The sequence below is a fragment of the Nocardia glycosmidis genome, from assembly GCF_052545115.1.
The window spans coordinates 19,163-38,650 of sequence record NZ_JBQWRH010000011.1; the positions used below are offsets into that span (position 1 = coordinate 19,163).

General features: G+C 67.4%; 21 protein-coding genes. 12 read left to right on the forward strand and 9 right to left on the reverse strand.

Features of this window, described 5'->3' with window-relative positions; genetic code table 11:
* Nucleotides 1–105 precede the first annotated feature (105 nt).
* From ACT86A_RS15485 to ACT86A_RS15495, 3 genes are all read right to left on the reverse strand, one after another.
* Complete coding sequence (locus ACT86A_RS15485) at nt 106–942, reverse strand: DUF6882 domain-containing protein (RefSeq protein ID WP_445092825.1); 837 nt, start codon at nt 940–942, stop codon at nt 106–108.
* A gap of 184 nt (nt 943–1,126) precedes the next feature.
* Nucleotides 1,127–1,882: a PP2C family protein-serine/threonine phosphatase gene (locus ACT86A_RS15490; RefSeq protein ID WP_445092826.1), complete on the reverse strand. Its 756-nt coding sequence runs from the start codon at nt 1,880–1,882 to the stop codon at nt 1,127–1,129.
* 238 nt (nt 1,883–2,120) lie between these two features.
* A complete protein-coding gene (locus ACT86A_RS15495; RefSeq protein WP_445092827.1) occupies nt 2,121–2,345 on the reverse strand; it encodes a hypothetical protein in 225 nt (74 codons plus the stop codon).
* A gap of 296 nt (nt 2,346–2,641) precedes the next feature.
* Here ACT86A_RS15495 and ACT86A_RS15500 point away from each other — a divergent pair, with 296 nt between their 5' ends.
* Both ACT86A_RS15500 and ACT86A_RS15505 read left to right on the forward strand, forming a co-directional pair.
* A complete protein-coding gene (locus tag ACT86A_RS15500) occupies nt 2,642–3,205 on the forward strand; it encodes a hemerythrin domain-containing protein (RefSeq protein WP_445092828.1) in 564 nt (187 codons plus the stop codon).
* A 735-nt stretch (nt 3,206–3,940) separates the two neighbouring features.
* Nucleotides 3,941–4,360, forward strand: coding sequence for a hypothetical protein (locus ACT86A_RS15505; RefSeq protein ID WP_445092829.1), 420 nt, complete (start codon nt 3,941–3,943; stop codon nt 4,358–4,360).
* A gap of 193 nt (nt 4,361–4,553) precedes the next feature.
* Here ACT86A_RS15505 and ACT86A_RS15510 read toward each other — a convergent pair whose 3' ends face one another.
* Complete coding sequence (locus ACT86A_RS15510) at nt 4,554–4,832, reverse strand: hypothetical protein (protein WP_445092991.1); 279 nt, start codon at nt 4,830–4,832, stop codon at nt 4,554–4,556.
* Between the two features lie 416 nt (nt 4,833–5,248).
* Between ACT86A_RS15510 and ACT86A_RS15515 the strand changes: the two genes are divergently transcribed.
* Nucleotides 5,249–5,602: a hypothetical protein gene (locus ACT86A_RS15515; protein ID WP_445092830.1), complete on the forward strand. Its 354-nt coding sequence runs from the start codon at nt 5,249–5,251 to the stop codon at nt 5,600–5,602.
* Here the strand turns inward: ACT86A_RS15515 and curA are convergent, their stop codons facing one another.
* Entirely contained in the window at nt 5,603–6,619 is a 1,017-nt protein-coding gene (gene curA / locus ACT86A_RS15520) for an NADPH-dependent curcumin/dihydrocurcumin reductase (RefSeq protein ID WP_445092831.1), read from the reverse strand. It abuts the gene before it with no gap.
* 379 nt (nt 6,620–6,998) lie between these two features.
* Here curA and ACT86A_RS15525 point away from each other — a divergent pair, with 379 nt between their 5' ends.
* The gene (locus ACT86A_RS15525) at nt 6,999–7,748 is read left to right on the forward strand and encodes an LGFP repeat-containing protein (RefSeq protein ID WP_445092832.1); all 750 of its coding nucleotides are present in this window, start codon (nt 6,999–7,001) and stop codon (nt 7,746–7,748) included.
* Between the two features lie 271 nt (nt 7,749–8,019).
* Here the strand turns inward: ACT86A_RS15525 and ACT86A_RS15530 are convergent, their stop codons facing one another.
* Nucleotides 8,020–8,922 (reverse strand): Sco1979 family transcriptional regulator, encoded by a 903-nt coding sequence (locus ACT86A_RS15530; RefSeq protein WP_445092833.1) that lies wholly within the window; start codon nt 8,920–8,922, stop codon nt 8,020–8,022.
* 562 nt (nt 8,923–9,484) lie between these two features.
* Here ACT86A_RS15530 and ACT86A_RS15535 point away from each other — a divergent pair.
* The 4 genes from ACT86A_RS15535 (at nt 9,485) to ACT86A_RS15550 (ending at nt 14,075) form a co-directional block, all read left to right on the forward strand.
* Nucleotides 9,485–10,417, forward strand: a complete 933-nt coding sequence (locus ACT86A_RS15535) for an SAM-dependent methyltransferase (RefSeq protein WP_445092834.1) — start codon at nt 9,485–9,487, stop codon at nt 10,415–10,417.
* Between the two features lie 7 nt (nt 10,418–10,424).
* Entirely contained in the window at nt 10,425–11,129 is a 705-nt protein-coding gene (locus ACT86A_RS15540; protein WP_445092835.1) for a DUF6081 family protein, read from the forward strand.
* 757 nt (nt 11,130–11,886) lie between these two features.
* Entirely contained in the window at nt 11,887–12,183 is a 297-nt protein-coding gene (locus tag ACT86A_RS15545) for a hypothetical protein (protein ID WP_445092836.1), read from the forward strand.
* 404 nt (nt 12,184–12,587) lie between these two features.
* Nucleotides 12,588–14,075 carry an AIM24 family protein gene (locus tag ACT86A_RS15550; protein ID WP_445092837.1) on the forward strand — a complete coding sequence of 496 codons (1,488 nt, stop codon included), beginning with the start codon at nt 12,588–12,590 and terminating at the stop codon, nt 14,073–14,075.
* 53 nt (nt 14,076–14,128) lie between these two features.
* Here ACT86A_RS15550 and ACT86A_RS15555 read toward each other — a convergent pair whose 3' ends face one another.
* Nucleotides 14,129–14,641 (reverse strand): mycothiol transferase, encoded by a 513-nt coding sequence (locus ACT86A_RS15555; RefSeq protein WP_445092838.1) that lies wholly within the window; start codon nt 14,639–14,641, stop codon nt 14,129–14,131.
* A 160-nt stretch (nt 14,642–14,801) separates the two neighbouring features.
* Between ACT86A_RS15555 and ACT86A_RS15560 the strand changes: the two genes are divergently transcribed.
* The 3 genes from ACT86A_RS15560 to ACT86A_RS15570 are packed head-to-tail and all read left to right on the forward strand — an operon-like array spanning nt 14,802 to nt 16,475.
* Entirely contained in the window at nt 14,802–15,194 is a 393-nt protein-coding gene (locus ACT86A_RS15560; protein ID WP_445092839.1) for a DUF4345 domain-containing protein, read from the forward strand.
* Nucleotides 15,195–15,234: 40 nt separating this feature from the next.
* Nucleotides 15,235–15,486 carry a hypothetical protein gene (locus ACT86A_RS15565; RefSeq protein ID WP_445092840.1) on the forward strand — a complete coding sequence of 84 codons (252 nt, stop codon included), beginning with the start codon at nt 15,235–15,237 and terminating at the stop codon, nt 15,484–15,486.
* Entirely contained in the window at nt 15,483–16,475 is a 993-nt protein-coding gene (locus tag ACT86A_RS15570; protein WP_445092841.1) for an LLM class flavin-dependent oxidoreductase, read from the forward strand. Before ACT86A_RS15565 ends, ACT86A_RS15570 begins: the two co-directional genes overlap by 4 nt.
* 155 nt (nt 16,476–16,630) lie before the next feature.
* Here the strand turns inward: ACT86A_RS15570 and ACT86A_RS15575 are convergent, their stop codons facing one another.
* Nucleotides 16,631–17,458 (reverse strand): NADPH-dependent oxidoreductase, encoded by an 828-nt coding sequence (locus ACT86A_RS15575; RefSeq protein WP_445092842.1) that lies wholly within the window; start codon nt 17,456–17,458, stop codon nt 16,631–16,633.
* Between the two features lie 112 nt (nt 17,459–17,570).
* Between ACT86A_RS15575 and ACT86A_RS15580 the strand changes: the two genes are divergently transcribed.
* Nucleotides 17,571–18,332: a siderophore-interacting protein gene (locus ACT86A_RS15580; RefSeq protein WP_445092843.1), complete on the forward strand. Its 762-nt coding sequence runs from the start codon at nt 17,571–17,573 to the stop codon at nt 18,330–18,332.
* A gap of 103 nt (nt 18,333–18,435) precedes the next feature.
* Here the strand turns inward: ACT86A_RS15580 and ACT86A_RS15585 are convergent, their stop codons facing one another.
* A complete protein-coding gene (locus tag ACT86A_RS15585; protein ID WP_445092844.1) occupies nt 18,436–19,488 on the reverse strand; it encodes an ABC transporter substrate-binding protein in 1,053 nt (350 codons plus the stop codon).

The window sequence follows — 19,488 nt, forward strand, 5'->3', positions numbered from 1 at the left end:
GACCACTGAGCGGAGCGTCGACGATACCGCGCCATCCTGTTGTCAGCCGCGTGCCGGCGCGTCCGCGGTGCGACGCTGCCGAATCGGGCTCAGCACCTCGGCCGATCAGCGCGGGTCGAGACCGAGGTCGGTGGCCCGCGATCCCGGCGTGAGGCCGGGATGACCTGTCGTGTGCCGGCGGCCGCGGGACACCGATGCTCGGCATGATTGCGCCGACGGTGGTTTCGGCTCCGTCCGATCCAGGTCCACCCGAACGTCGAGACTCGCGAGCTGTCCGCGGTCGTCGAATTCGATGTCGCCCGCGACGCCGTGGCCACGGAATTCGAGCCACCGGAAATCGTCGAGAAATTCGGTGCGCAGACCCCGCCGGGTCAGGTAGCTGTGCGCGGCACGCCGGTAATCGACCAGTGGCAGCGCACCGACGCCGAAGGCCAACACCCGAGCGAGGCTGGATGCGGTGGGCGGTGGCAGCAGGAACGCGGGATGTTCGACGAGGAACGCCACGCACGTCCCGTCGATGACACCGCAGTAGGAACTCCATCGCCCACAGACGATCTTCGCGGCGTCCGCCAGCAACCCGGCGATCTGGTGCGGCTGCGGGGACGCGCCTGGGAAGGCGACAGGCAGTTCCGCGGCGCACAATTCGGCGACACGATACCGAAAGCCGAACCGGCGCACCGTCTCCGCCGCCTTGATCAACGAGGGCGGATATCCCCACGGATTGGCCCATCCCCACAACCATGATTCGGCGTCGGCCGTCCCGATCAGGTGGACCTTGGTGCACACGAACGACCGCTGTTCGCCGGCGAATTCGATGTGCCGCCCCTCCAGATCCACGTGCCACACGTGTTCGCCCAGTAATTCTTCGAGGTGGAGGCGATGCTCGAGCGACAGCAATCCCGCGTCATCGAGGAGTCTCGTCAGTGGCACAGGTTCGGACACCTTCGTCAGCGTACTGAAACGCGATCTCCGCGCTGTTGATCGGATCACCCAGCCGAAGCCGGATCAGGTCACCGGGTAGGCGGGATCAACTGTGCCGACCTCCTGGTCGGCGGCAACGAACCCAGAGCGGGTGAACTTCGCACGGACGGCGGGGATCTCAGCTGTCCGTGGCCGCGACGCCGGTCTACTCGCCCCCGCCGCCCAGCACATCCACGACAAGTGCGGTGGCGTTGTCGGTTCCACCGGCGCAAAGCGCATCGTCCACCAGCGTGTTCGCCATGGTTTCGACCGTGTCCCCGTCCGCGAGTAGTGCTTTGATCGTGGCGATCCCGAGCGGTTTGTGCACTCCGTCGGTGCTCAGCAACAGCCTGCCTGTGCTCGATCCAGTTGCGGCGTAGCCGATCTCGACCGGTCGCACGGTGCGCGCCGACGTAGTGACGAGATGACTCTCCCGTGGCGAAGAAACGAGCCCGCGGGCACGGCACAATTCCGCGACGGTGTGGTCGGTCGTGATCTGGTGCAGTACCCGCCCGTTCCACCGGTACGCGCGACAGTCGCCGACCCACGCCACCTCACACGGCCCATCCGCTCCGCCGGCGGTGGCCAGCACCGCGACGACCAGCACGCTGTCGGCCGAAGGCTCCGGCACCGTCTGCCGCAATTCCCGCTGCGACGCCAGGATTCCCGCCCGCGCACCGTGCCGCACGGCCGCCCGCGCCGCGACGGAGGCCGCCGTGCGTGCGGCCCGCGCGGCCAGGAGATGATCCCCGACACCGTCGGCGACCACATATGCCGTCGTCCCGGTCACCGCGTCGGTCTCGATGGCCACCGCGTCGGCGTTGATCGACCGCGGCCCGCGCCGACTCGCTGAACTCCAGCGCGCACGGTCGAGCCCGGGCGTCTGTATCCGCGGCATCCTCGGGGTGGGGGCGGAATGCATGGCCTCTCCTCGGGCTGTGGACGGTGGGCTGTGAATGGTGCTGCCGATCGGCGCACCCCTTCAGCACACCGGCCCAATCCGTGTGCTTCGCCAGAGGCCCCCGTGTAACTGCTGAGAATCAGTCATCAATCGTGTCACGGCCCGCGAACAAATCGGCGGTCGCCGACGATTGGTCACCCGCCCAATTGATTGGTGCGTCGATTTGTTCGGCTGCCGCAACCATAGCCGAGAATCGCCGCTATGGACTGCGCATCTCCGGGCGTGCAGCCGAGTCACCGCGCGTGCGGCGCCCTTCGCGCCACACGCTCACCCCGACCGTGGCATACGCCGCCACGGTCGCCAGCCCCGGCAGGATCAGCATGAGGGTGAGAAACGAAATGAACGAAGACACAAGCCCTCCCGACCACGCGATCGGATATTTCGCGCCGGTGCGCCACGGCGCAACACTGTCATTGCCGCGCATACCCACCATTGGATGTCGCATGCACAGGCGGAGTTGACCCGAGAAAAGTCGACCCGAGAAAGCCGATGCGGGCTCGACGGCGTGTCCTCACCGCGCAGGTCACGACTGCATCGAGCCGTTGCCCGCGGGTCCGGACAGACCCGCGGGCAACCGGCCCGAGACAAACGGCCGAGCCGTCGGTTTCGGCGGCCGCGGCGCGGGAATGCGCTGTGCGAAGGCGCCTGTATCGCACCGGTCGCCGTTGGTCACGCCTGGTCACGGCGAGATGGAGCGCCATCCCGGAAGGAGAAAAAAGCATGTCACCTGCAACCATCAATTCGACATCGGACGCGGTGGACTTCCTGATCGAGCAACACGGACGGATTCGGCAACTGTTCCTCGAAACCGCCCAGGCAGCCGATGTCAAGGAGCGCGAGAAGAAGTTCGTCGAACTGCGACGGCTGCTGGCCGTGCACGAGACCGCCGAGGAGGAGATCATCCACCCGCGCGCCCGCCGGGAGATCGGTAACGGCGCCGGCATCGTCGAGGCGCGGCTGGAGGAGGAGAACAAGGCGAAGAAGCAGCTGTCGGATCTCGAAGATCTCGACATCGGCTCGGTCGAGTTCGAGGTGAAGCTGGACGGATTGCGCCGCGCGGTGCTGGCGCACGCCGAACACGAGGAGAACGAGGAGTTCAACCGGCTACGCCAGGAAATGGACCCCGATTCCTTGCGGCGGATGCGCAGCACGGTCGAACTCGCCGAAGCCATGGCGCCGACGCGCCCCCATCCCGGCGTCGAGTCGGCGATGGCCAATGCTCTGGTCGGTCCGTTCGCCGCCATGATGGATCGCGCCAAGGACATGATCACCAAGCCACGCTGAACAGATTCGCCGTCCGACACCTCGGCGCCGGGCCCGCCCGATCAGGGCGAGCCCGGCGTCGCTCGCGTGCACGGGCAGCCGGTACGCAGGTCGCGCCCTTCGCGCGGACTTTCCTGCCCCGCCCGACCACCCGGATCGCGTCCCGCGCGGCGCGGCTGGATCGGGCCCGCCGCCACAGATGGGCCCGCTGTTCCGTGCCCTGGCAGTCGCCGCGGCACGGAACGCCAGTGGTCCGGACCCCGGCATACCCGGCGAAATCCGGGCGTTGTTGCGTTCTGACGGCAGATCCGGTCTCATGGCAGGTCGGGTCTCGCGGCAGGTCGGGTCTCGCGGCAGGTCGGGTCTCGCGGCAGGTCGGGTCTCGCGGCAGGTCGGGTCTCACAGCAGAACAAGAGCGACACTCAGTACGCACAGCATCAGTACCCATGCCGCGACGGTCACACGGATAGAACCCTCTGGATCGGGGTCGTCGCCGCGGTGGCGGCATCGACAGGCGCGATGTTGCGGGCGGGCCGAAACGGACACGACATCCTCCTTCGGTCGGCGTGCATCGGGCAGTCGCATACCCGCTTTCGGCACCGATCGTCACGATCCGGCTGTAGTAATTCCCGCGTAGCGATTCCCACGTAACGAATCCCACCGACCGGGCGAACGCAGGCACGATCCGGCCACTCACCAGCAGGGTTTGGTCGAGGCGGAGGCGGGAAGTCGCTCCATGCAGGAGAGGAGTCGGCTATGACCGAACCGAAAGACACCTACGACCCGCCGCAGAACACCGGCGCGCCCGACTCGGCCGAATCCGATCCGGCTGCCCTCAGCAGCGCCGAGGATCTGGACGAGGACCGGCTGCATTCCGATCCGCTCGAGGCCGGTATGGACCCGCCGGAGCACTGGTCGGGAGCCACCCGGTACGGCATGACGCACTGGGAGGAAGCCCACCCTCGACCGATCGGAGACCGGCTGACCGAAGAGGAGCCCGACATCGACCCCGACCGAGAGCCGGGAACCGAGCAGACCGACAAGCTCATGGACATCTCGTGCGACAGCGAAGAGGTTCGTCTCGACCACAGCTACGAGGAGGAGCTCGGTGTCGCGGCCGACGTCGCCGGCGGCTCGGTCGCGGACGAGATCCGCCGTCCCGGCCCGCCCGGCTGACCGAAGCGCGAGGGCTGCTGCTCCAGGGGAACTGCCCAGCCGCGTGTAGTGACTACCTTTTCTGCGGGATCAGCGGCTGCCGCGCCGGGGAGAACGACGCTGCGTGCCGCCCACCGATCGGTCTACACCACGAAAGAACCGGCCCGACGGGAAACTCCGTCGAGCCGGTGGTCACGAGTCCGCAAAGCGGGCGTCAGCCGATAATGGAGTTCATGATCGTACCCGCGCTGGTCGCCACCGCACCGCCCGCCATCGCGCTGGCGACCATCTTGGGCGACTGGAGGGTACCCCCGTTCCATTTCTCCCACGCGAACCTGCCACCGCCGTAGGTGATCGCCGTAATGCCGGAAAGCTGCACCAACCAGGTGAAGTAGCGGCCCATCTGCATCAGCTTGTCCGCCAACGGCGGCTCTTCCGGAGTCGGATTGTCGAACTGCGCCATCACGGTATCGTGCAGCGCGGCGAGAATCATGCTCACGTTCGTGCTCCTTTTCGCATGCCGAAGGTGATGCCGGAGACAGATTCGAAGAGCTGCGCTACCGAGAGTTCGGTGCGCCACGGGTACTGCGAGGCCTACAACCGCCGATCCGGCGGTCCGGTGTCATGGCCGTGTCCTGATTCCAGGCGGTTGCCCGGCAAACTCGTGACAAAGATTAGAGCGTATCGCTATGGTGCACTCCCAGCGACACACCGTAGCGCGCCTGGGGCGACGCATAGCGTCACTGCACCCAAGCTGTGACCTTCAGGTCTCACAATGCTCAGAGCCGTCATAGCACGATTGCTCACGCACGGCGACCGGACGATGCCGCCACGCCCAGGCTTACGTTTGAACCGTCGCCGTTCGGCAATCCCGACCAGAGACCGACGGCGCGGTGCGGCGAGGTGAATATGGTCGATGACGTCGAGAAGCGCTGGCGCGATCCGCGGATGTTCCGCCACGCCGCGACCTACGTCGTCGCGGTCCTGGCCACGGCGACCTTGGTTTTCCTGCTGATCCTGTGGTGGGCCGCGCGGCGCGAGTGCACGAACGCGGACACGCTGCTGTGCGACGCCACCGCGCAGGCCGCCGTAGTGATCGCACCGTCGGCGATCCTGCTGTTCGGCGGGATCGGCGCTTTCGTCGAAACCTACATCCAGTGGCGCCGCGGCCGCGCTTGGCCGATCTGGCAGGGCGCGGGCTGGTTCCTGTTCGTCCTGATGGTGGTCTACCTCGGCATCGGCGGCGGCTCGCTCGGGCGCTGATCAGTCGGCGACCCGCACGACGAGCTTGCCGAAATTCCGGCCCTCGAGCATGCCGATGAAGGCTTCCGGGGCGGCGGCCAAACCGTGCACGACGTCCTCGAGATAGTGAACGCGCCCCCCGGCAACCCATTCCCCCATCTCGCGCAGGAAGTCCGGGTACAGCTCGCGAACGAATTCGGATTGGATGAATCCACGCACGGTGAGGCTCTTGGTCAGGATACGGCCGTAGAACGCGGGCAACCGGTCCGGACCCGCCGGGACACCGGTCGCATTGTAATTGGCGATCAGGCCGCAAACCGGCACGCGCGCATAGTTGTTCAGCAGCGGATAGACCGCCTCCGCCACCGAACCGCCGACGTTTTCGAAGTAGATGTCGATCCCGTCGGGGACCGCCGCAGCCAACTGCTCGGCGAAATCGGGGGCGCGATGGTCGATAGCGACATCGAAACCGATCTCGTTCAGATATGCGACCTTGCGCGGCCCCCCTGCGATGCCGACAGTGCGCGCGCCCTTGATCTTGGCGATCTGGCCGACGGTTGATCCCACCGCCCCGGTGGCGGCGGCAACCACGAGCGTCTCACCGGGCTGAGGCTTGCCGATCCTGCTCAGTCCGGCGTACGCGGTGAATCCCGGCATGCCGAGCACACCCAGCGCGGTCGAGACCGGAGCCTTCGCCGGATCGAGTACGCGCAGGCCGTGTGCAGGTGCGACGTCGTGCGTCTGCCAGCCCGAATAGGCCAGCACCACATCGCCTTTCGATACCGATGGCGCACGGGATTCGAGGACTTCGGCCACCGTCGCGCCGACCATCACCGCACCGACCTCGACCGGCTCGGCGTAGGACTTGGCCGAACTCATCCGGCCGCGCATGTACGGATCCAGCGACAGGTACAACGTACGCAGCAGCACTTCCCCCTCGGCGGGAGCGGGGATTTCCGCGGTCTCGATCCGGAAATTCTCCGGCGTGGGCGCACCCGCCGGCCGGGAAGCAAGCACGATTCGTGTCGACTCGACCATACGGCTCACCCTAACGGTGCGGCGCGGGCATCGAGCATCCGCGCCCGCGCGTCCGGCGGATCACCAGGACGGCGTTCTCGACCCGAGGGACACGCCGTCGTTCACCTCCGGCGTCCGGCCGGTGACCAGCACGCGACGCCCGTATCCGAAAAGGTGCGACCGTAAGCGGGCAGCACCGCAAGATGTTCAGGACTCGAAAGACAGGGGCTGGGCTTCGATGGCGGACTGTGCGGCCACGAGCGACACCCTCCGCGACACACAGCGTTTCATGCACGTCCGATCCGGTCGAGCCGGGTTGTCGAGAGGTAGTTTGATGCGGCACGGCGACCATAGGTTCAGCTCCACCTCGCACCCGACACCAGATGCTCGAGGAGTTCACTTGGCACGGCACCGTCGTTCGCACCGATCACGCACGCACGGCGTACCTGCCGCGGCCGCCGTGATCGGCGTCCTGCTGACCTGCACCGGAACCGACGCGGCGGCCCGCCCGATCGGTCCCTTCGACGTGGGTGGCGCGATCGAGGTCGAATACGACCAGGCCGGTGGACCCGCGTTCTTCGGCGACCCCGTCTCCCCCGAATCCCCCGCCGCCCGCGGCGGCCGCTACCAAGCTTTCGAGCGCGGCTCCTCCATCTACTGGCACCCTGACACCGGAGCCCAGCAAGTCGGCGGCGCCATCCGGGACAAATGGGGCGACCTCGGGTTCGAGGGCGGCCTGCTCGGCTATCCCGTCACGCGCGAAGCGGGGACGCCGTCCAAACCCGGCCGGTACAACGTTTTCCAGAACGGCTCTATCTACTGGTCCATCGGGACTGCCGCTCACCAGGTCGGTGGCACGATCCGGGACAAGTGGGGATCCTTTGGATGGGAGAACAGCCCACTGGGCTTTCCCATCACCGACGAATCACCGGCGCGCGGCGGCTCAGGCCGCTACAACCTCTTCGGCGGCGGCGCCATCTACTGGTCTCCCGTTACCGGCACACACGTCACCTGGGGAGCAATCCGTGAGTCCTGGGAAGCCGCGGGGGGCGAAGCGGGCCGCTACGGCTACCCCACCAGCGACGAATACGACTTCCAGAATGGTAAAGCCCAAGACTTCCAAGGCGGCCGGATCACCTGGACACCTTGATTTTCGCCCGCGTCCGGGCTCGCGACCGTAGCATTGCCCCGACGCCGTAACGCTCGGGCGAAGCAGAGATCTCGTATGGTCGCGTCGGCTGCGCCGGCGACCCCAACCAGTGCTGGGGCCGCCGCGGCCGAACCAGCCAGTGCCCGAGTCGATTCTCAGACCCCGACCTCGACAGGCATACTGCCACATCGCCCCCCGCCGCGTCGCGGCGAAAATTGTTGCCGCCGCGTCGCGGGATGATCATCCTTCGGTACACGCACCCGCGCGTGAATCAGGCGTTTCGCTCACCAGGCCGAGACTCGGACAGTAACGCGCGGAGGAAACGCAGGCTGTCTGCGGGCGACAGCGCTTCCACACTGAGCCGGTTCATGACCGACATATACAGCTCGACGTCGCGCTGTTTCTCGAAGTAGAGCGAGCTGGTGAGTTGCTCGGTGTAAACGATGTCGGCCAATTCGGGCTCCGGGAACCGGAGAATGCTGAACGGCCCGCCCGCGGCGGAGTGCCCTCCGGCCGCATACGTCAGCACCTGAAGCCTGACATTGGGACGTCCCGCCATCTCGGCCAGGTGCTCGACCTGCTCGTGCAGGACCTGCGTCCCACCGACCGGCCGACGCAGCGCGTTCTCGTCGATAACCGCCCAGAGCGTCGGGGCGGCTACCCGGTCGAGGATCTGCTGGCGGCGCATGCGGATGGCGACCCGGCGCGCGGTCTCGTCCTTGTTGCCGAGTTGGATGACCGCGCGCGCATAGTCGGCGGTCTGCAGCAGACCCGGCACGAATTGCGCCTCGTAGGTGCGGATCGTGGTGGCGGCCTGTTCCAGGCCGATATAGGTCTCGAACCAGGGCGGGAGCAGATCACTGTAACGCTGCCACCATCCGGGGTCGTTGGCACGGCGAGCCAGCTCGAAGTACGTTTCGCGTTCAGTGGCATCGACAATGCCGTAGAGGGTCAACAGATCGCGCAGATCCCGTTCCTTGAACCCGGTGCGGCCCAGCTCCAGGCGACTGATCTTGGCGTGCGAACCGCGGATGGCGTCGCCCGCGGCCTCCCTGGTGATCCGACAGCCCTCGCGGAGCTGACGCAATCGGCTACCCAGCGCGATCCGCAGTACAGTCGGACCGCGTTCTGCCGCAGGGAATTCCGCGTTGTCGCCGACCTCATCGTCGATCATGCGTGCCTCCGGTCGATCGGATACTAGACCGCGGGGCATAGTGCCTCCACCATCACAGCTCACTTGATGTCGGCTGTTGATCCTACTCGGCCGTAGTCCGAAGCCGGATCATGACGCGAGCGGGAACCGCGAATTTCGGTGCATGTGCATGTATTCGCATGAGGGGCAACGCAATAAGTTTTGCCGTCAATGCCAGGCGAGCCGGAACCGGTGTGCGTAGAGTCGCCCCCGACGGTGGCCGCGCGGAGAAGGAGAGCCATGGCGTCAGCGGAACGGGCGATCCGGCCGGCGGGATTCGACCCGAGTATCCCGAGCGTCGCACGCGCGTACGACTGCGCCCTCGGCGGGTCGGACCGGTTCGACGTCGATCGGGGGTCGACTGGTGGCGTGTCACCCATGCGCAGCGCGGATTGTTGCCGGAATGCGTGCCGCACCGTCCCGGCGCACGAGCCGCAAAGTAGCCGAACCCGGCTCCGGCCGAACGCATCCGCACCGATTACCCGGAAAATCAGCGGACCCCGGGCCGGTCAGCCAGGCCGCGGACACGCAAAGAGAGGTCGCCATGGCCGATAGTGCTCCCCAGACCGGCGTCAGGATTCCGGTCGGCGTGGACACCACCCGCGCGAGTATCGCACGCGTCTACGACGCAACCCTTGGCGGAAAGGACAATTACGAGGTCGACCGCTTCGTCCGCGACAAGGTCGCCGAGGTCGCGCCGCGGCAGAGCGATGTCGCCTGGATGAACCGCCGCTGGCTGCACCGCGTAGTGCGATATCTCGCCGGTACCGCCGGCGTCGAACAGTTCCTCGACGTCGGTGCCGGGCTACCGACCGTCGGCAACACCCATGAGATCGCGCAGCAACAGAATCCGCAGGCGCGCGTGGTGTACGTCGATAACGACCCGGTGTGCAATATCCACGGCCGAGTGTTGCTGGAACGCAACGAGTACACCCATTTCGTGCCTGCCGATCTGACCGAGCCGCAGACCTTGCTCGCGCACTCGGAGGTCACGCCGCATCTCGACCTCACCCGCCCCTTGGCGCTGATCCTGTGCGGCATCCTGCATCACGTCGATGACGCGCTCGATCCCGCCGGGATCATGCGTCAGTACATCGACGTGCTCCCCGCGGGTTCGTACGTCGCGATCACCCACTTCTGGGACCCGGCCGACGGGTCCGATGCGCACAATATGGCCATCGAGCTGCAACGACGTTTCACCGAAATGGGTTTGGGCTCCGGCTGGTACCGCACGCGCGAGCAGATCACCTCCTACTTCGGCGATCTGGAGCTGCTCGAACCGGGCGTCGTCGAACTCGACGACTGGTGGCCGATGGGTCCCGCGCTGCGCCCGCGGCTCACCGAGGAAAGGCTCCTGCTGGGCGGCGTCGGGTTCAAGGCGGGCTCCACCAACGGCGTCGTCACACCGTTGCGCCGCCGATCGGCGAGCTCGAACAACCAGTCCGATTCCACGGATGACGACCTGGCAGAGAGGTAATGCCGCAATGACATACGACGACCTGAACGGACCGGATCTGCGCGCAGACCGGTGGCGGTTTCTGGAGGTCCCGCTCGGAGCGGACCGAACCTGGCGCTACGCCGACCCCGCCGCCGAGACCGAGATCGAAGACGGCACCGTGACGGTCCGCATCAACGCCTTCACCCGGTCCCATGCCGAGGTCCAGATTCTCGACAACCCGAAGCACCTGCTGGTGTCGACCGAGGCGTTCGACCTGACAACCGGATCACGCACGTTCGCCGTGGAGATGGCCGCCGCGAACATCGGCGCCACCGGCGAGGACTACCGGGACGGATTCGCCGCGTTCAACGTCCTCGACATGGGCAGCGCCCAGGTGTTCGACCTGATCGCGACCAGCAGGAGCGCCTACGCGATCCATGAACGGCTGCTCGTGCCCGGCGTAGTTCCGACAGAACAGGCTTTCACCCACGTGGTGCACGCGCCGCTGGCGGGCGTCGACATCAAGCCCGGCGAGTTCCACCGGTACGCGGTGACCATCGACCGGTCCGCGGGCACCGTCGGCTGGTACGTCGACGACTCGCCCGTGTACACCACTCGGGCTGCGCGATTGCCGGTAACGGCGCAGATCGGATTCGGCATCATCACGCTGCATCCGATCGAGGACGGGCACAGCACTTCGCTGCGCGGGCAGGGCTTGCACGGGTCCTGGCGCAACTTCACCGTGGACTGACGCCCCCACGATCGGGGCGCGGACGGCGTCTCCCCTGATCGAATCGGTAGATCGCGAACGCCCCCAGGGCTGCACCGCCACCCTGCTCGCCGATCGACCGGCGTCATCCGGTCAGGTCGCGCAGTCGTGCCCCGCCGCCGCTATTCCCAGCGCTACCACCGTTGCGACATCTCCTTTCGCGGCCATTCGGCACTACCCTGCCCCGCGTACTGCTCTGGCACAGAGCTCCTATCGTCCACATCGACGTCATGCTCGTGGATCTCGTGGCGGCGCGGATCCCACACCATCGCCACAGCCGCCACCCCCAACAACGTCATGACTATGGCCGCTATGACTCCATACAACACGTTCTCACACCCTCCTGGGCAAACGGAATCGCCGACGTGGCCGTGCCGGATGCCGAACGCGCACAGCTCTTTTCATGTTGCCGAAATCATAATCCGAGTGGGCCCGTGCAGCATCCTCAGGTCCGGTCAGCTACCCTGCACCGCGCTCGGTCCGGCCGGTACCCGGTGCGCAACGATTCCGCGGAAACTCCACCGCGAATGTTCAGCGTCGCCTAGGCTCAGCGCTGTTCCGGTGGCTCCGGGACATCCTACGCGGAACCGGTATGCCCAATCCGGCCGCGATTGCTGGTGGTAGCGGTGGGGTTCACCTGAATCGATGAACCTCGCCGTCCCCCCACTTCCCCCTAATCCCCCGGACATTCACACGGAATAGCCCGATTCTGGCATCCTTATAGCTACCGTCTTCGGTCATGGACGACATCGAATTGCGGCCACCGACCGTCGCCTCCGCCAAGCACACCGGACTGGTCCTGGACATCGCCGCTCTCCGCATCCACAACCCCCTGGCCCGGCCCGACGAGGCCACCTACCCGTATATTCGATGCACCGACCGGCGAGTCCTTCGGCTACCGGAGCCGTTGTACCGGTGGGCGACCGAAACCATCGCGCTCGACCACGCCACGCATGCCGCCGGCACACCACCCCTGTTTCCCGGGCAGGTCGAATTCGGCATCCTCGACGGCATCATGTACGCCGAACTCCTCTGAACAGCACGAAAGTTGCGGCGAGAGACCGATCGGTTCGAATCCCGCCGCGTCCGATCTGCCCTGGGCATACCGTCGCAGCCCGCAGATCCGGCACTTCAGCACCGAATGGCCGACGCCGACGCGAATACTCGTGGCAGTCCTGGCGACGTCCGCGAATCACCGGCCGGTGCACGCCATCCGCTCGGCGTCGCGCCCGCTCCCACCTTGCCGGTGACTCGGCAATCGTGCCCTTTCGGTATCGCGCGGCACCCGGTCGGATCGCCACGCGGCTCTCCGGTGGACGAAAGTGCTGGTGGGCGAACGCGTGAACCGCACCTCTGGCGCATGTTCCGGGCGCGCGACACACTGGAGGCCGTGAATCGCATGTCAATCCGACTGCTCGTGTGCGCACTGGACGGCCTGCCGTGACCGACCTCGCCCGCGGTGAGAACCGCCCCGCGCCCGGCGATCGGCTGACGGTCACCGTGACCTGCTCGGCACCCGTCGACGTTTCCGCGCTGCTGCTGAACGCCGCGGGAACAGTTCGCTCCGACGCCGACTTCGTGTTCTTCAACCAACCCGTCGCGCCCGGCGTCACCTACCGGCACGGCCAGGGCGCCGGTGACGTGGTGGACATCCAGACCACCGCGCTACCCGGCGACGTCGACCGGGTCGTCGTCACCGCCAGCCTGGACGGCAGCGGGCCGCGCACCTTCGCGGCCGTCGGCTCGCTCCGCGCGACCATCGCGGCCGCCTCGGGCACGGTGGCCTTCCCGATGTCCGGCCTCAGCACCGAGACCGCCGTGGTGTGTGTGGAGATCTACCGGCGCAGCGGCGGATGGAAGGTGCGCGCGGTCGGCCAGGGTTACGACAACGGCTTGGCCGGTATCGCGACGGCATTCGGGGTGCACATCGACGACGAGACCGCATCGAACCCGCCACCTGCTTTTGCTCCCGCTCCCCCGCCCGTACCTCGAGCGGCGGGTTCGGCGCCTCCGTCACATCAACCCCCGCCGCAGTCCGCCTATCCCCCGCCTGCGGCGTATCCACAGCCTCCGGCGTATCCACCGCCTCCGGCCGATCCCGCGCAACCGGCCTACTCCGCCCCCGCCGCGGTGCCGCGACCACCGATGCCTTCACCCCAGCTGCCTTCACCCCAGCAAGGAGCACTGCCGATGCAGAGCGAACTGTTCGCCCCCAGCCACGCCGAAGTGACCGGTGCGGGCATCCAGAAACAGGGCGGCAAGATGATCAAGGTCGCGGTCGACGGCGAGGTGCTGGCGCGCGCCGGATCGATGGTCGCCTACCAGGGCGACCTGCACTTCCAGGCGCTCGGCGCCGGCGGCATCGGGCGGGCGATCCAGCAGCGGCTGACCGGCGAAGGCGTTCCGCTGATGAAGGTCTCCGGGCGCGGCGACCTGTTCGTCGCCAACGGCGCCGCCGACGTGCACACCATCGATCTGGACGGGACCGACGGCCTCACCATCAACGGCGCCAATGTGCTCGCCTTCGATTCCACCCTGCGCTACGACATCCGAATGGTGCAGGGCGCCGCCGGATTCGCCAGCAACGCCGGATTGTTCAACTGTGTCTTCACCGGCCGCGGCCGCATCGCCATCACCACGCACGGCACGCCGGTGGTGCTCAACGTCGATCAGCCGACCTACGCCGATCCGCAAGCGGCGGTCGCCTGGTCGTCGAGCCTGCAGACCGGAATCAAGCGCAATGACTCGTTCGGCCTCGGCAGGCTGATCGGCCGCAGCACCGGCGAGGGGATGACACTGTCGTTTTCCGGCCGCGGTTTCGTCATCGTGCAACCCTCCGAACTTCCGCCCGGCGGCTTCCTGGGCGGCACCGGTGGCGGCCAGGAGGCCGGTCAAAGCGGCGGCGTGCTGGGCGGCCTGTTCGGGTAGCGCGTGCGATCGCGGCATCGACCGAACGCGCCGTGCCGGGTTCCCGCTGCCGGTCATCTCGTCCGCTCGACCACACCTCGCACGAACGCGGCTTGACCCGCGTGCTGTAAGTCCTCGGCGATCACGCTGACCAGCCGCACACCCAGCGTCACCGGCGGGTCCCATCGGACGTCGACGACGCGGTCCAGGTCGCCGTCGCCGAGTTCGCGGACGAAACGCAGCGTCTGCTCGTGCACCGCGTCGTAGTAGCCCGTGAGCAGCGCGGCCGGGGCGCGGATGACGGCCACGTCGGGCGCCCGGTCGCCGTATCCGGTCGCGGTCTCGTTGACGGGCAGACCGAACCGGTCGCGCCAGCCCTGCCCCGTCCACACCTGCTCGGTGCCTGCCACATCGGCGATGTGGTCGTCCTGCACCCGGGTCAGATGCCACACCAGCCAGGCAATCGAGTTGGCGCCCGGTTCGACCCGGTAGACCAGTGCGTCCTGCGTCAACCCGTCCACCGCTTCGTGCACCGTCTCTTTGATCCGCTCGAACCCGTCGGTGAGCACATCGGCAGTCGTCGCCATCGTCGTCTCCTCCCTCGATGTCCTGCACCCGACGCTACCCAGCGCGGCCTCGCTGCACGAGCATTGGTGCGCGGCGAATTTCGAATACGTTGGCGCTCGAGGCGCGAAGAGCGCCGGTCTTCGAAGGCCGTCCCGATACGCTTCGAAGCTTACGGAACGTATGACCGAAACAGACGCGGAGGAAGCAGTGGCGCTGGCCGTATGCGCGATCATCGGGGTGTTCTTTCTTGGGATGGGCGGTTACGCGCTGGGTGCCCCCGCCGCACTGATCCAGCCGTTCGGCATCCAGCTCACCGAGCCGTCGGCACGCTATGAAGTGCGCGCCGTGTACGGCGGCTTCGGCGTGGCGATGGCGGCCGTGCTCGCCGTCGCCGCACTGGACATCGGATCACTGCGCTCGGGAATCATGGTCGCGGTCGGCGCCGCCCTTGCTGGCATGGCGCTCGGACGGGTGATATCCGCGGCGCTCGACGAACGAACGGCTTTCTACCCCAATTGGTTCTACTGCGTGGTGGAGGCGATCGGCGCCACCGCGCTTTTTGTGGCGGCGTAGCGGGATCGGCGGGATCTGGCGCACCGCCGATCGGGTTGTCATGTCGCAGCTGCCGAGCCGCAACGCCAAGATCCACGATTTCGCCGAGGTCGGCCGGCTGCACGGCCGGTACGGCTACGTCGATCCACCCAGCGGCACGGTCGTCGTCACGCTCAGCGAATACGGGATCGAGCAGGACGAGCAGGAGACCGTCGGGGTGTTCCGCGCCACCACCGGGGTGACACAGCCGCGAAATACTCCGGGCGCTCGGGGCGTTGGCATTGGGGGTCAGCACTCTGAAGGAGACCCATGATCGACGTCCCGTTGTCCGTACTGGATCTCGCGCCGGTGCAGTCCGGCCGCACCGCCGGCGAGGGGCTCGACGCGACCACCGAATTGGCCCGACGCACCGAGGCTTTGGGGTATCGCCGGATCTGGGTCGCCGAACACCACAACATGCCCGGCATCGCCAGCTCGGCGCCCAGCGTGCTGCTCGCCCACCTGGCGGCCGCCACCTCGACCATCCGGGTCGGCTCCGGCGGCGTGATGCTGCCCAACCACGCGCCGCTGGTGGTCGCCGAGCAATTCGGCACCCTGCACGCGCTGCATCCGGGGCGCGTCGACCTGGGCATCGGACGTGCCCCGGGGACCGACCAGGCGACCGCGCGGGCGCTGCGACGGACCGAGAACGGGCTGTCGGCGGAGTCGTTCCCACAGGAGTTGGCGGCGTTGCTCGGCTACTTCCGCGGGGCTGATCCCGGTGGCATCGCCGCGACACCCGGCCGCGGCGAGGAGCCGGAGGTCTGGCTGCTCGGCTCCAGCGGCTACAGCGCGCAGGTCGCCGCGGTGCTGGGTCTGCCGTTCGCCTTCGCCCACCACATCGCCCCGGATAACACCGAGCCCGCGCTGGCGCTGTATCGCGAGCATTTCCGGGCCTCGGAACGTTTGCCGCGCCCACACGCCATGCTGGCGCTCGCCGCTATCTGCGCGGATACCGACGAGCGCGCCGAAACCCTCGCCGTACCGCGCGACCTGGCTTTCCTGAATCTCATCCGCGGGACGCCGCGGGCGATGGCGACGCCGGAGGAGGCCGCCGCGTTCCAGCCGTCGGAGCAGGAACGGGCGTTCATCCGGCAGCGCCGGGCCGGGCAGCTACTCGGGTCGCCGGAGACGGTGCGCGCTCAGCTCACCGACCTGCTGCGCCGTACCGAGGCCGACGAGCTGATGATCAACACGCTGGTCTACGACATCGACGACCGTGTCCGTTCGTTCGAGTTGATCAAGGAGAAGGTCGCCGCGTAGCCGAGCGCTGCGGGCGATGCGGCGACCCGAACAGCCCGACCGCTTCGTGGTGAGCTGGAGCAGCCGGGTCGCGGGACCACACCGCCGGATCGTGGTCACGGCGGAGGCTGTCAGTGGGCCACCGGCCTGAGCGGATGACCCACCGCGGCCGCAGATCAGTGCAGCCGGAAGCCGTGGTTGGTCAACGATTCGCGCAGCCGGTGCCTGCCGTTGAGGCTGGCCGCCGAGGCGAGCCGGCCCAGCACACGCTCGGTCCAGGAATGCGAGAGTTGCTGCTCGGCATAGAATTCCGCGATCCGGCCCTCATACTCGGCCACATGGGCGCGCTGGGCTTGCAGATCGTAGGTCTCCTGGTGCAGGACGGCCGCCTGCGGCAAGCGGGGCTTCACCCGGGCGTCTTCGGCGGGGTCCGGGTGACCGACCACCAAGCCGAAGACGGCGAACACCTGCGGCGGCAGGGCCAGCTCGGCCGCGACCTCTTCCGGCTTGTTGCGCAGCGCGCCGATGTAGACCGTGCCGAGCCCGAGCGATTCGGCGGCGACAACCGCGTTCTGCGCCGCGAGTGCGGCATCGACGAATCCGACATAGCTCGACTCGAGGTAGTCCGCGCCCTCCAGCGGCACGCCGCGGTCGTCGGCGAGCTGGCGCAGTCGCGCGAAATCGGCAGTCCACACCAGCAATACCGGCGCCTGCACGATGTGGGCCTGGTCGCCCGCGAGTGCGGCCAGGCGCGCCTTGCGCTGCGGGTCCCGGACCGCGATGACGCTCCACACCTGCAAGTTCGACGAGGTCGGCGCGGACTGCGCGGCCGAGATCAGCAGGCGCAGTGTGGCGTCGGGCACCGGATCGGGCAGGTAGCGGCGCACCGAACGATGCTCGTGCAGAACCTGCAAGACCTGGTTCCACTGCGGGGGCTCGACCGGCTCGGAATCGCGATAGCGCTGCTGCACGGCATGGGTCGGTGTGGGCACGAACTGCGTCATGGTCGTCATTGTTGTCCCCGCACGACGCGCTGTCAGCGGTTGTCCGCAGCCTGAGCCCAACACCAGGTAACTTAATAAGGCAACCCTAATTATGCGCTTATCGGAGGTTCTCTTGGCTCGTCCTCGCACCACCCTCACCGTGCAACGCACCGAGTGGCTGACGCCGCATCTGATCCGGGTCCATCTCGGTGGCCCCGGCTTCGCCGCTTTCGCGCCCAGCGCGTACACCGACTCGTACGTGAAGTTCATCTTCCCGCGCGACGGGATCGAGGTGTTGCGCACCTACACCGTCCGTGCGGTCGACTCGGTCGCCGGGGAAATCGCCGCGGATTTCGTCTTCCACGGCATGGAGGGAATCGCCGGACCGTGGGCCGCCGCAGTGGCACCGGGCGAAACCATCGACCTGTACGGGCCCGGCGGCGCCTATTCGCCCCGCCCGGATGCCGACTGGCACCTGCTCGCCGGTGACGAGGCAGCGCTGCCCGCGATCGCCACCGCGCTCGAGGCGATGACGGCGGACGCGACGGGGCTCGCGTTTCTGGAAGTCGCCGGTCCGGACGACGAACTCCCGCTGCAGAAACCGGACGGCGTCGAGCTGACCTGGCTGCACCGTGGTGTGCGACCACCGGGCGAACTGCTCGCCGAGACCGTTCGCCGAGCCCCGTGGGCGCCGGGACAAGTCCAGGTGTTCATCCATGGCGAGGCCAAGGCGGTGATGCACGACCTGCGCCGCTACGTACGCAAGGAGCGCGGCGTGCCGGCCGAGTGGGCGTCATCGATCTCCGGCTACTGGCGCCGCGGGCGCACCGAGGAAGGCTTCCGGGCGTGGAAGGCCGAACTCACCGCGGCCGAGGCGGCACCGGTCAACGGCTGAACCGTCACCGGGCTCGCCAGGCAAAAGCCAGGCCGCCCGAAGGCCAGGCCGCCCGAAGACTACTGGGCCTTCGGGCGGCTCGCGAACTCGCACCGGCGACGCGCTACTGTCGCGGCGCGCGCAAGGCTTCCTCCACGAACTGCGTGGTGTAGGTCTCGGACAGGTTGATGCGATCACGCACGGGTCGAACGTTCTTCGAATACTTACCCAGGATCTCCAGCACGTTCTGCGCGCCTTCGGCTTTCATCAGCCCGTCGCCGTTGAACATGCCGATCGAGTCGCGGATCGACTGGACGTAGAGGTCCTTGCCCGCGCTCGCGTACTGTGGCGGCATCTTCTCCGCGATCTCCTGCGGGGTGTGCGTCTTGATCCATTGCAGCGTCTGCACGAACGCGGCGGCGAGCTTGCGCACGATATCCGGGTGGGCATCGATGGTCGCGCAGCTCATGTACAGCGACGTCGCGGGATACAAGCCGCCGAGTGCGGCCCTGGTACCCGCCTCGGTGCGCATGTCGACCAGGATCCGCGCGTCGCCGGAGTTCACCATCTGCGCCACAGTCGGGTCGGTGGTCATGCCCGCGTCGATGCCGTTGTGGTTCATGCCCGCGATGAACGTTTGTCCCGCACCGACTTTCACCCGGGTGTAGTCGGCGGTGGTCATCCCCTCCTTGCCGGTGAGCGCCTGGGTGAGGAAGTCGGTCGAGGAACCGAGCGAGGTGACGCCCAGGTTCTTGCCGCGCAGGCCCGCAACCGAGGTGATGGTGGCCGCGTCGGAGGTCGAGACCAGCTCCACCTCGCCCGGAACGTCCGACATCTGCACCACCGAGCGGATGCACTGGTCTTTGGCCTGCAAGTCGATGGTGTGGTCGTAGAACCCGACCACGCCTTGCACGTCGCCGCTGAGCAGCGCGGTTTCCGCGTTGGCACCGGACTGCTCGCCGAGCAGCCGCACGTCGATGTCGTTGCTCTTGAAGAAGCCGAGTTGCTGGGTGAGCATGGCGGGCAGGTAGATCACCTTCTCCAGCCCGCCGACCATGATCGTGATCTGCGGCCGGCCATCGGTCATCGGAATGGTGCGCGAATCCCGGCATCCGGTGGTCAGCAGCAGCGCCGCGACCGCGAGGACGGCAAGCGCCCAATGTCTGCGAAGAGTCAT

What these genes read in the sequence shown, in the direction of transcription:
- ACT86A_RS15490 (WP_445092826.1), bottom strand. Translation starts at nt 1,882, where the DNA reads ATGCATTCCGCCCCCACCCCGAGGATGCCGCGGATACAGACGCCCGGG.
- ACT86A_RS15495 (WP_445092827.1), bottom strand. Translation starts at nt 2,345, where the DNA reads ATGCGCGGCAATGACAGTGTTGCGCCGTGGCGCACCGGCGCGAAATAT.
- ACT86A_RS15500 (WP_445092828.1), top strand. Translation starts at nt 2,642, where the DNA reads ATGTCACCTGCAACCATCAATTCGACATCGGACGCGGTGGACTTCCTG.
- ACT86A_RS15505 (WP_445092829.1), top strand. Translation starts at nt 3,941, where the DNA reads ATGACCGAACCGAAAGACACCTACGACCCGCCGCAGAACACCGGCGCG.
- ACT86A_RS15510 (WP_445092991.1), bottom strand. Translation starts at nt 4,832, where the DNA reads ATGATTCTCGCCGCGCTGCACGATACCGTGATGGCGCAGTTCGACAAT.
- ACT86A_RS15515 (WP_445092830.1), top strand. Translation starts at nt 5,249, where the DNA reads ATGGTCGATGACGTCGAGAAGCGCTGGCGCGATCCGCGGATGTTCCGC.
- curA (WP_445092831.1), bottom strand. Translation starts at nt 6,619, where the DNA reads ATGGTCGAGTCGACACGAATCGTGCTTGCTTCCCGGCCGGCGGGTGCG.
- ACT86A_RS15530 (WP_445092833.1), bottom strand. Translation starts at nt 8,922, where the DNA reads ATGATCGACGATGAGGTCGGCGACAACGCGGAATTCCCTGCGGCAGAA.
- ACT86A_RS15535 (WP_445092834.1), top strand. Translation starts at nt 9,485, where the DNA reads ATGGCCGATAGTGCTCCCCAGACCGGCGTCAGGATTCCGGTCGGCGTG.
- ACT86A_RS15540 (WP_445092835.1), top strand. Translation starts at nt 10,425, where the DNA reads ATGACATACGACGACCTGAACGGACCGGATCTGCGCGCAGACCGGTGG.
- ACT86A_RS15545 (WP_445092836.1), top strand. Translation starts at nt 11,887, where the DNA reads ATGGACGACATCGAATTGCGGCCACCGACCGTCGCCTCCGCCAAGCAC.
- ACT86A_RS15555 (WP_445092838.1), bottom strand. Translation starts at nt 14,641, where the DNA reads ATGGCGACGACTGCCGATGTGCTCACCGACGGGTTCGAGCGGATCAAA.
- ACT86A_RS15560 (WP_445092839.1), top strand. Translation starts at nt 14,802, where the DNA reads ATGACCGAAACAGACGCGGAGGAAGCAGTGGCGCTGGCCGTATGCGCG.
- ACT86A_RS15565 (WP_445092840.1), top strand. Translation starts at nt 15,235, where the DNA reads ATGTCGCAGCTGCCGAGCCGCAACGCCAAGATCCACGATTTCGCCGAG.
- ACT86A_RS15570 (WP_445092841.1), top strand. Translation starts at nt 15,483, where the DNA reads ATGATCGACGTCCCGTTGTCCGTACTGGATCTCGCGCCGGTGCAGTCC.
- ACT86A_RS15575 (WP_445092842.1), bottom strand. Translation starts at nt 17,458, where the DNA reads ATGACGCAGTTCGTGCCCACACCGACCCATGCCGTGCAGCAGCGCTAT.
- ACT86A_RS15585 (WP_445092844.1), bottom strand. Translation starts at nt 19,488, where the DNA reads ATGACTCTTCGCAGACATTGGGCGCTTGCCGTCCTCGCGGTCGCGGCG.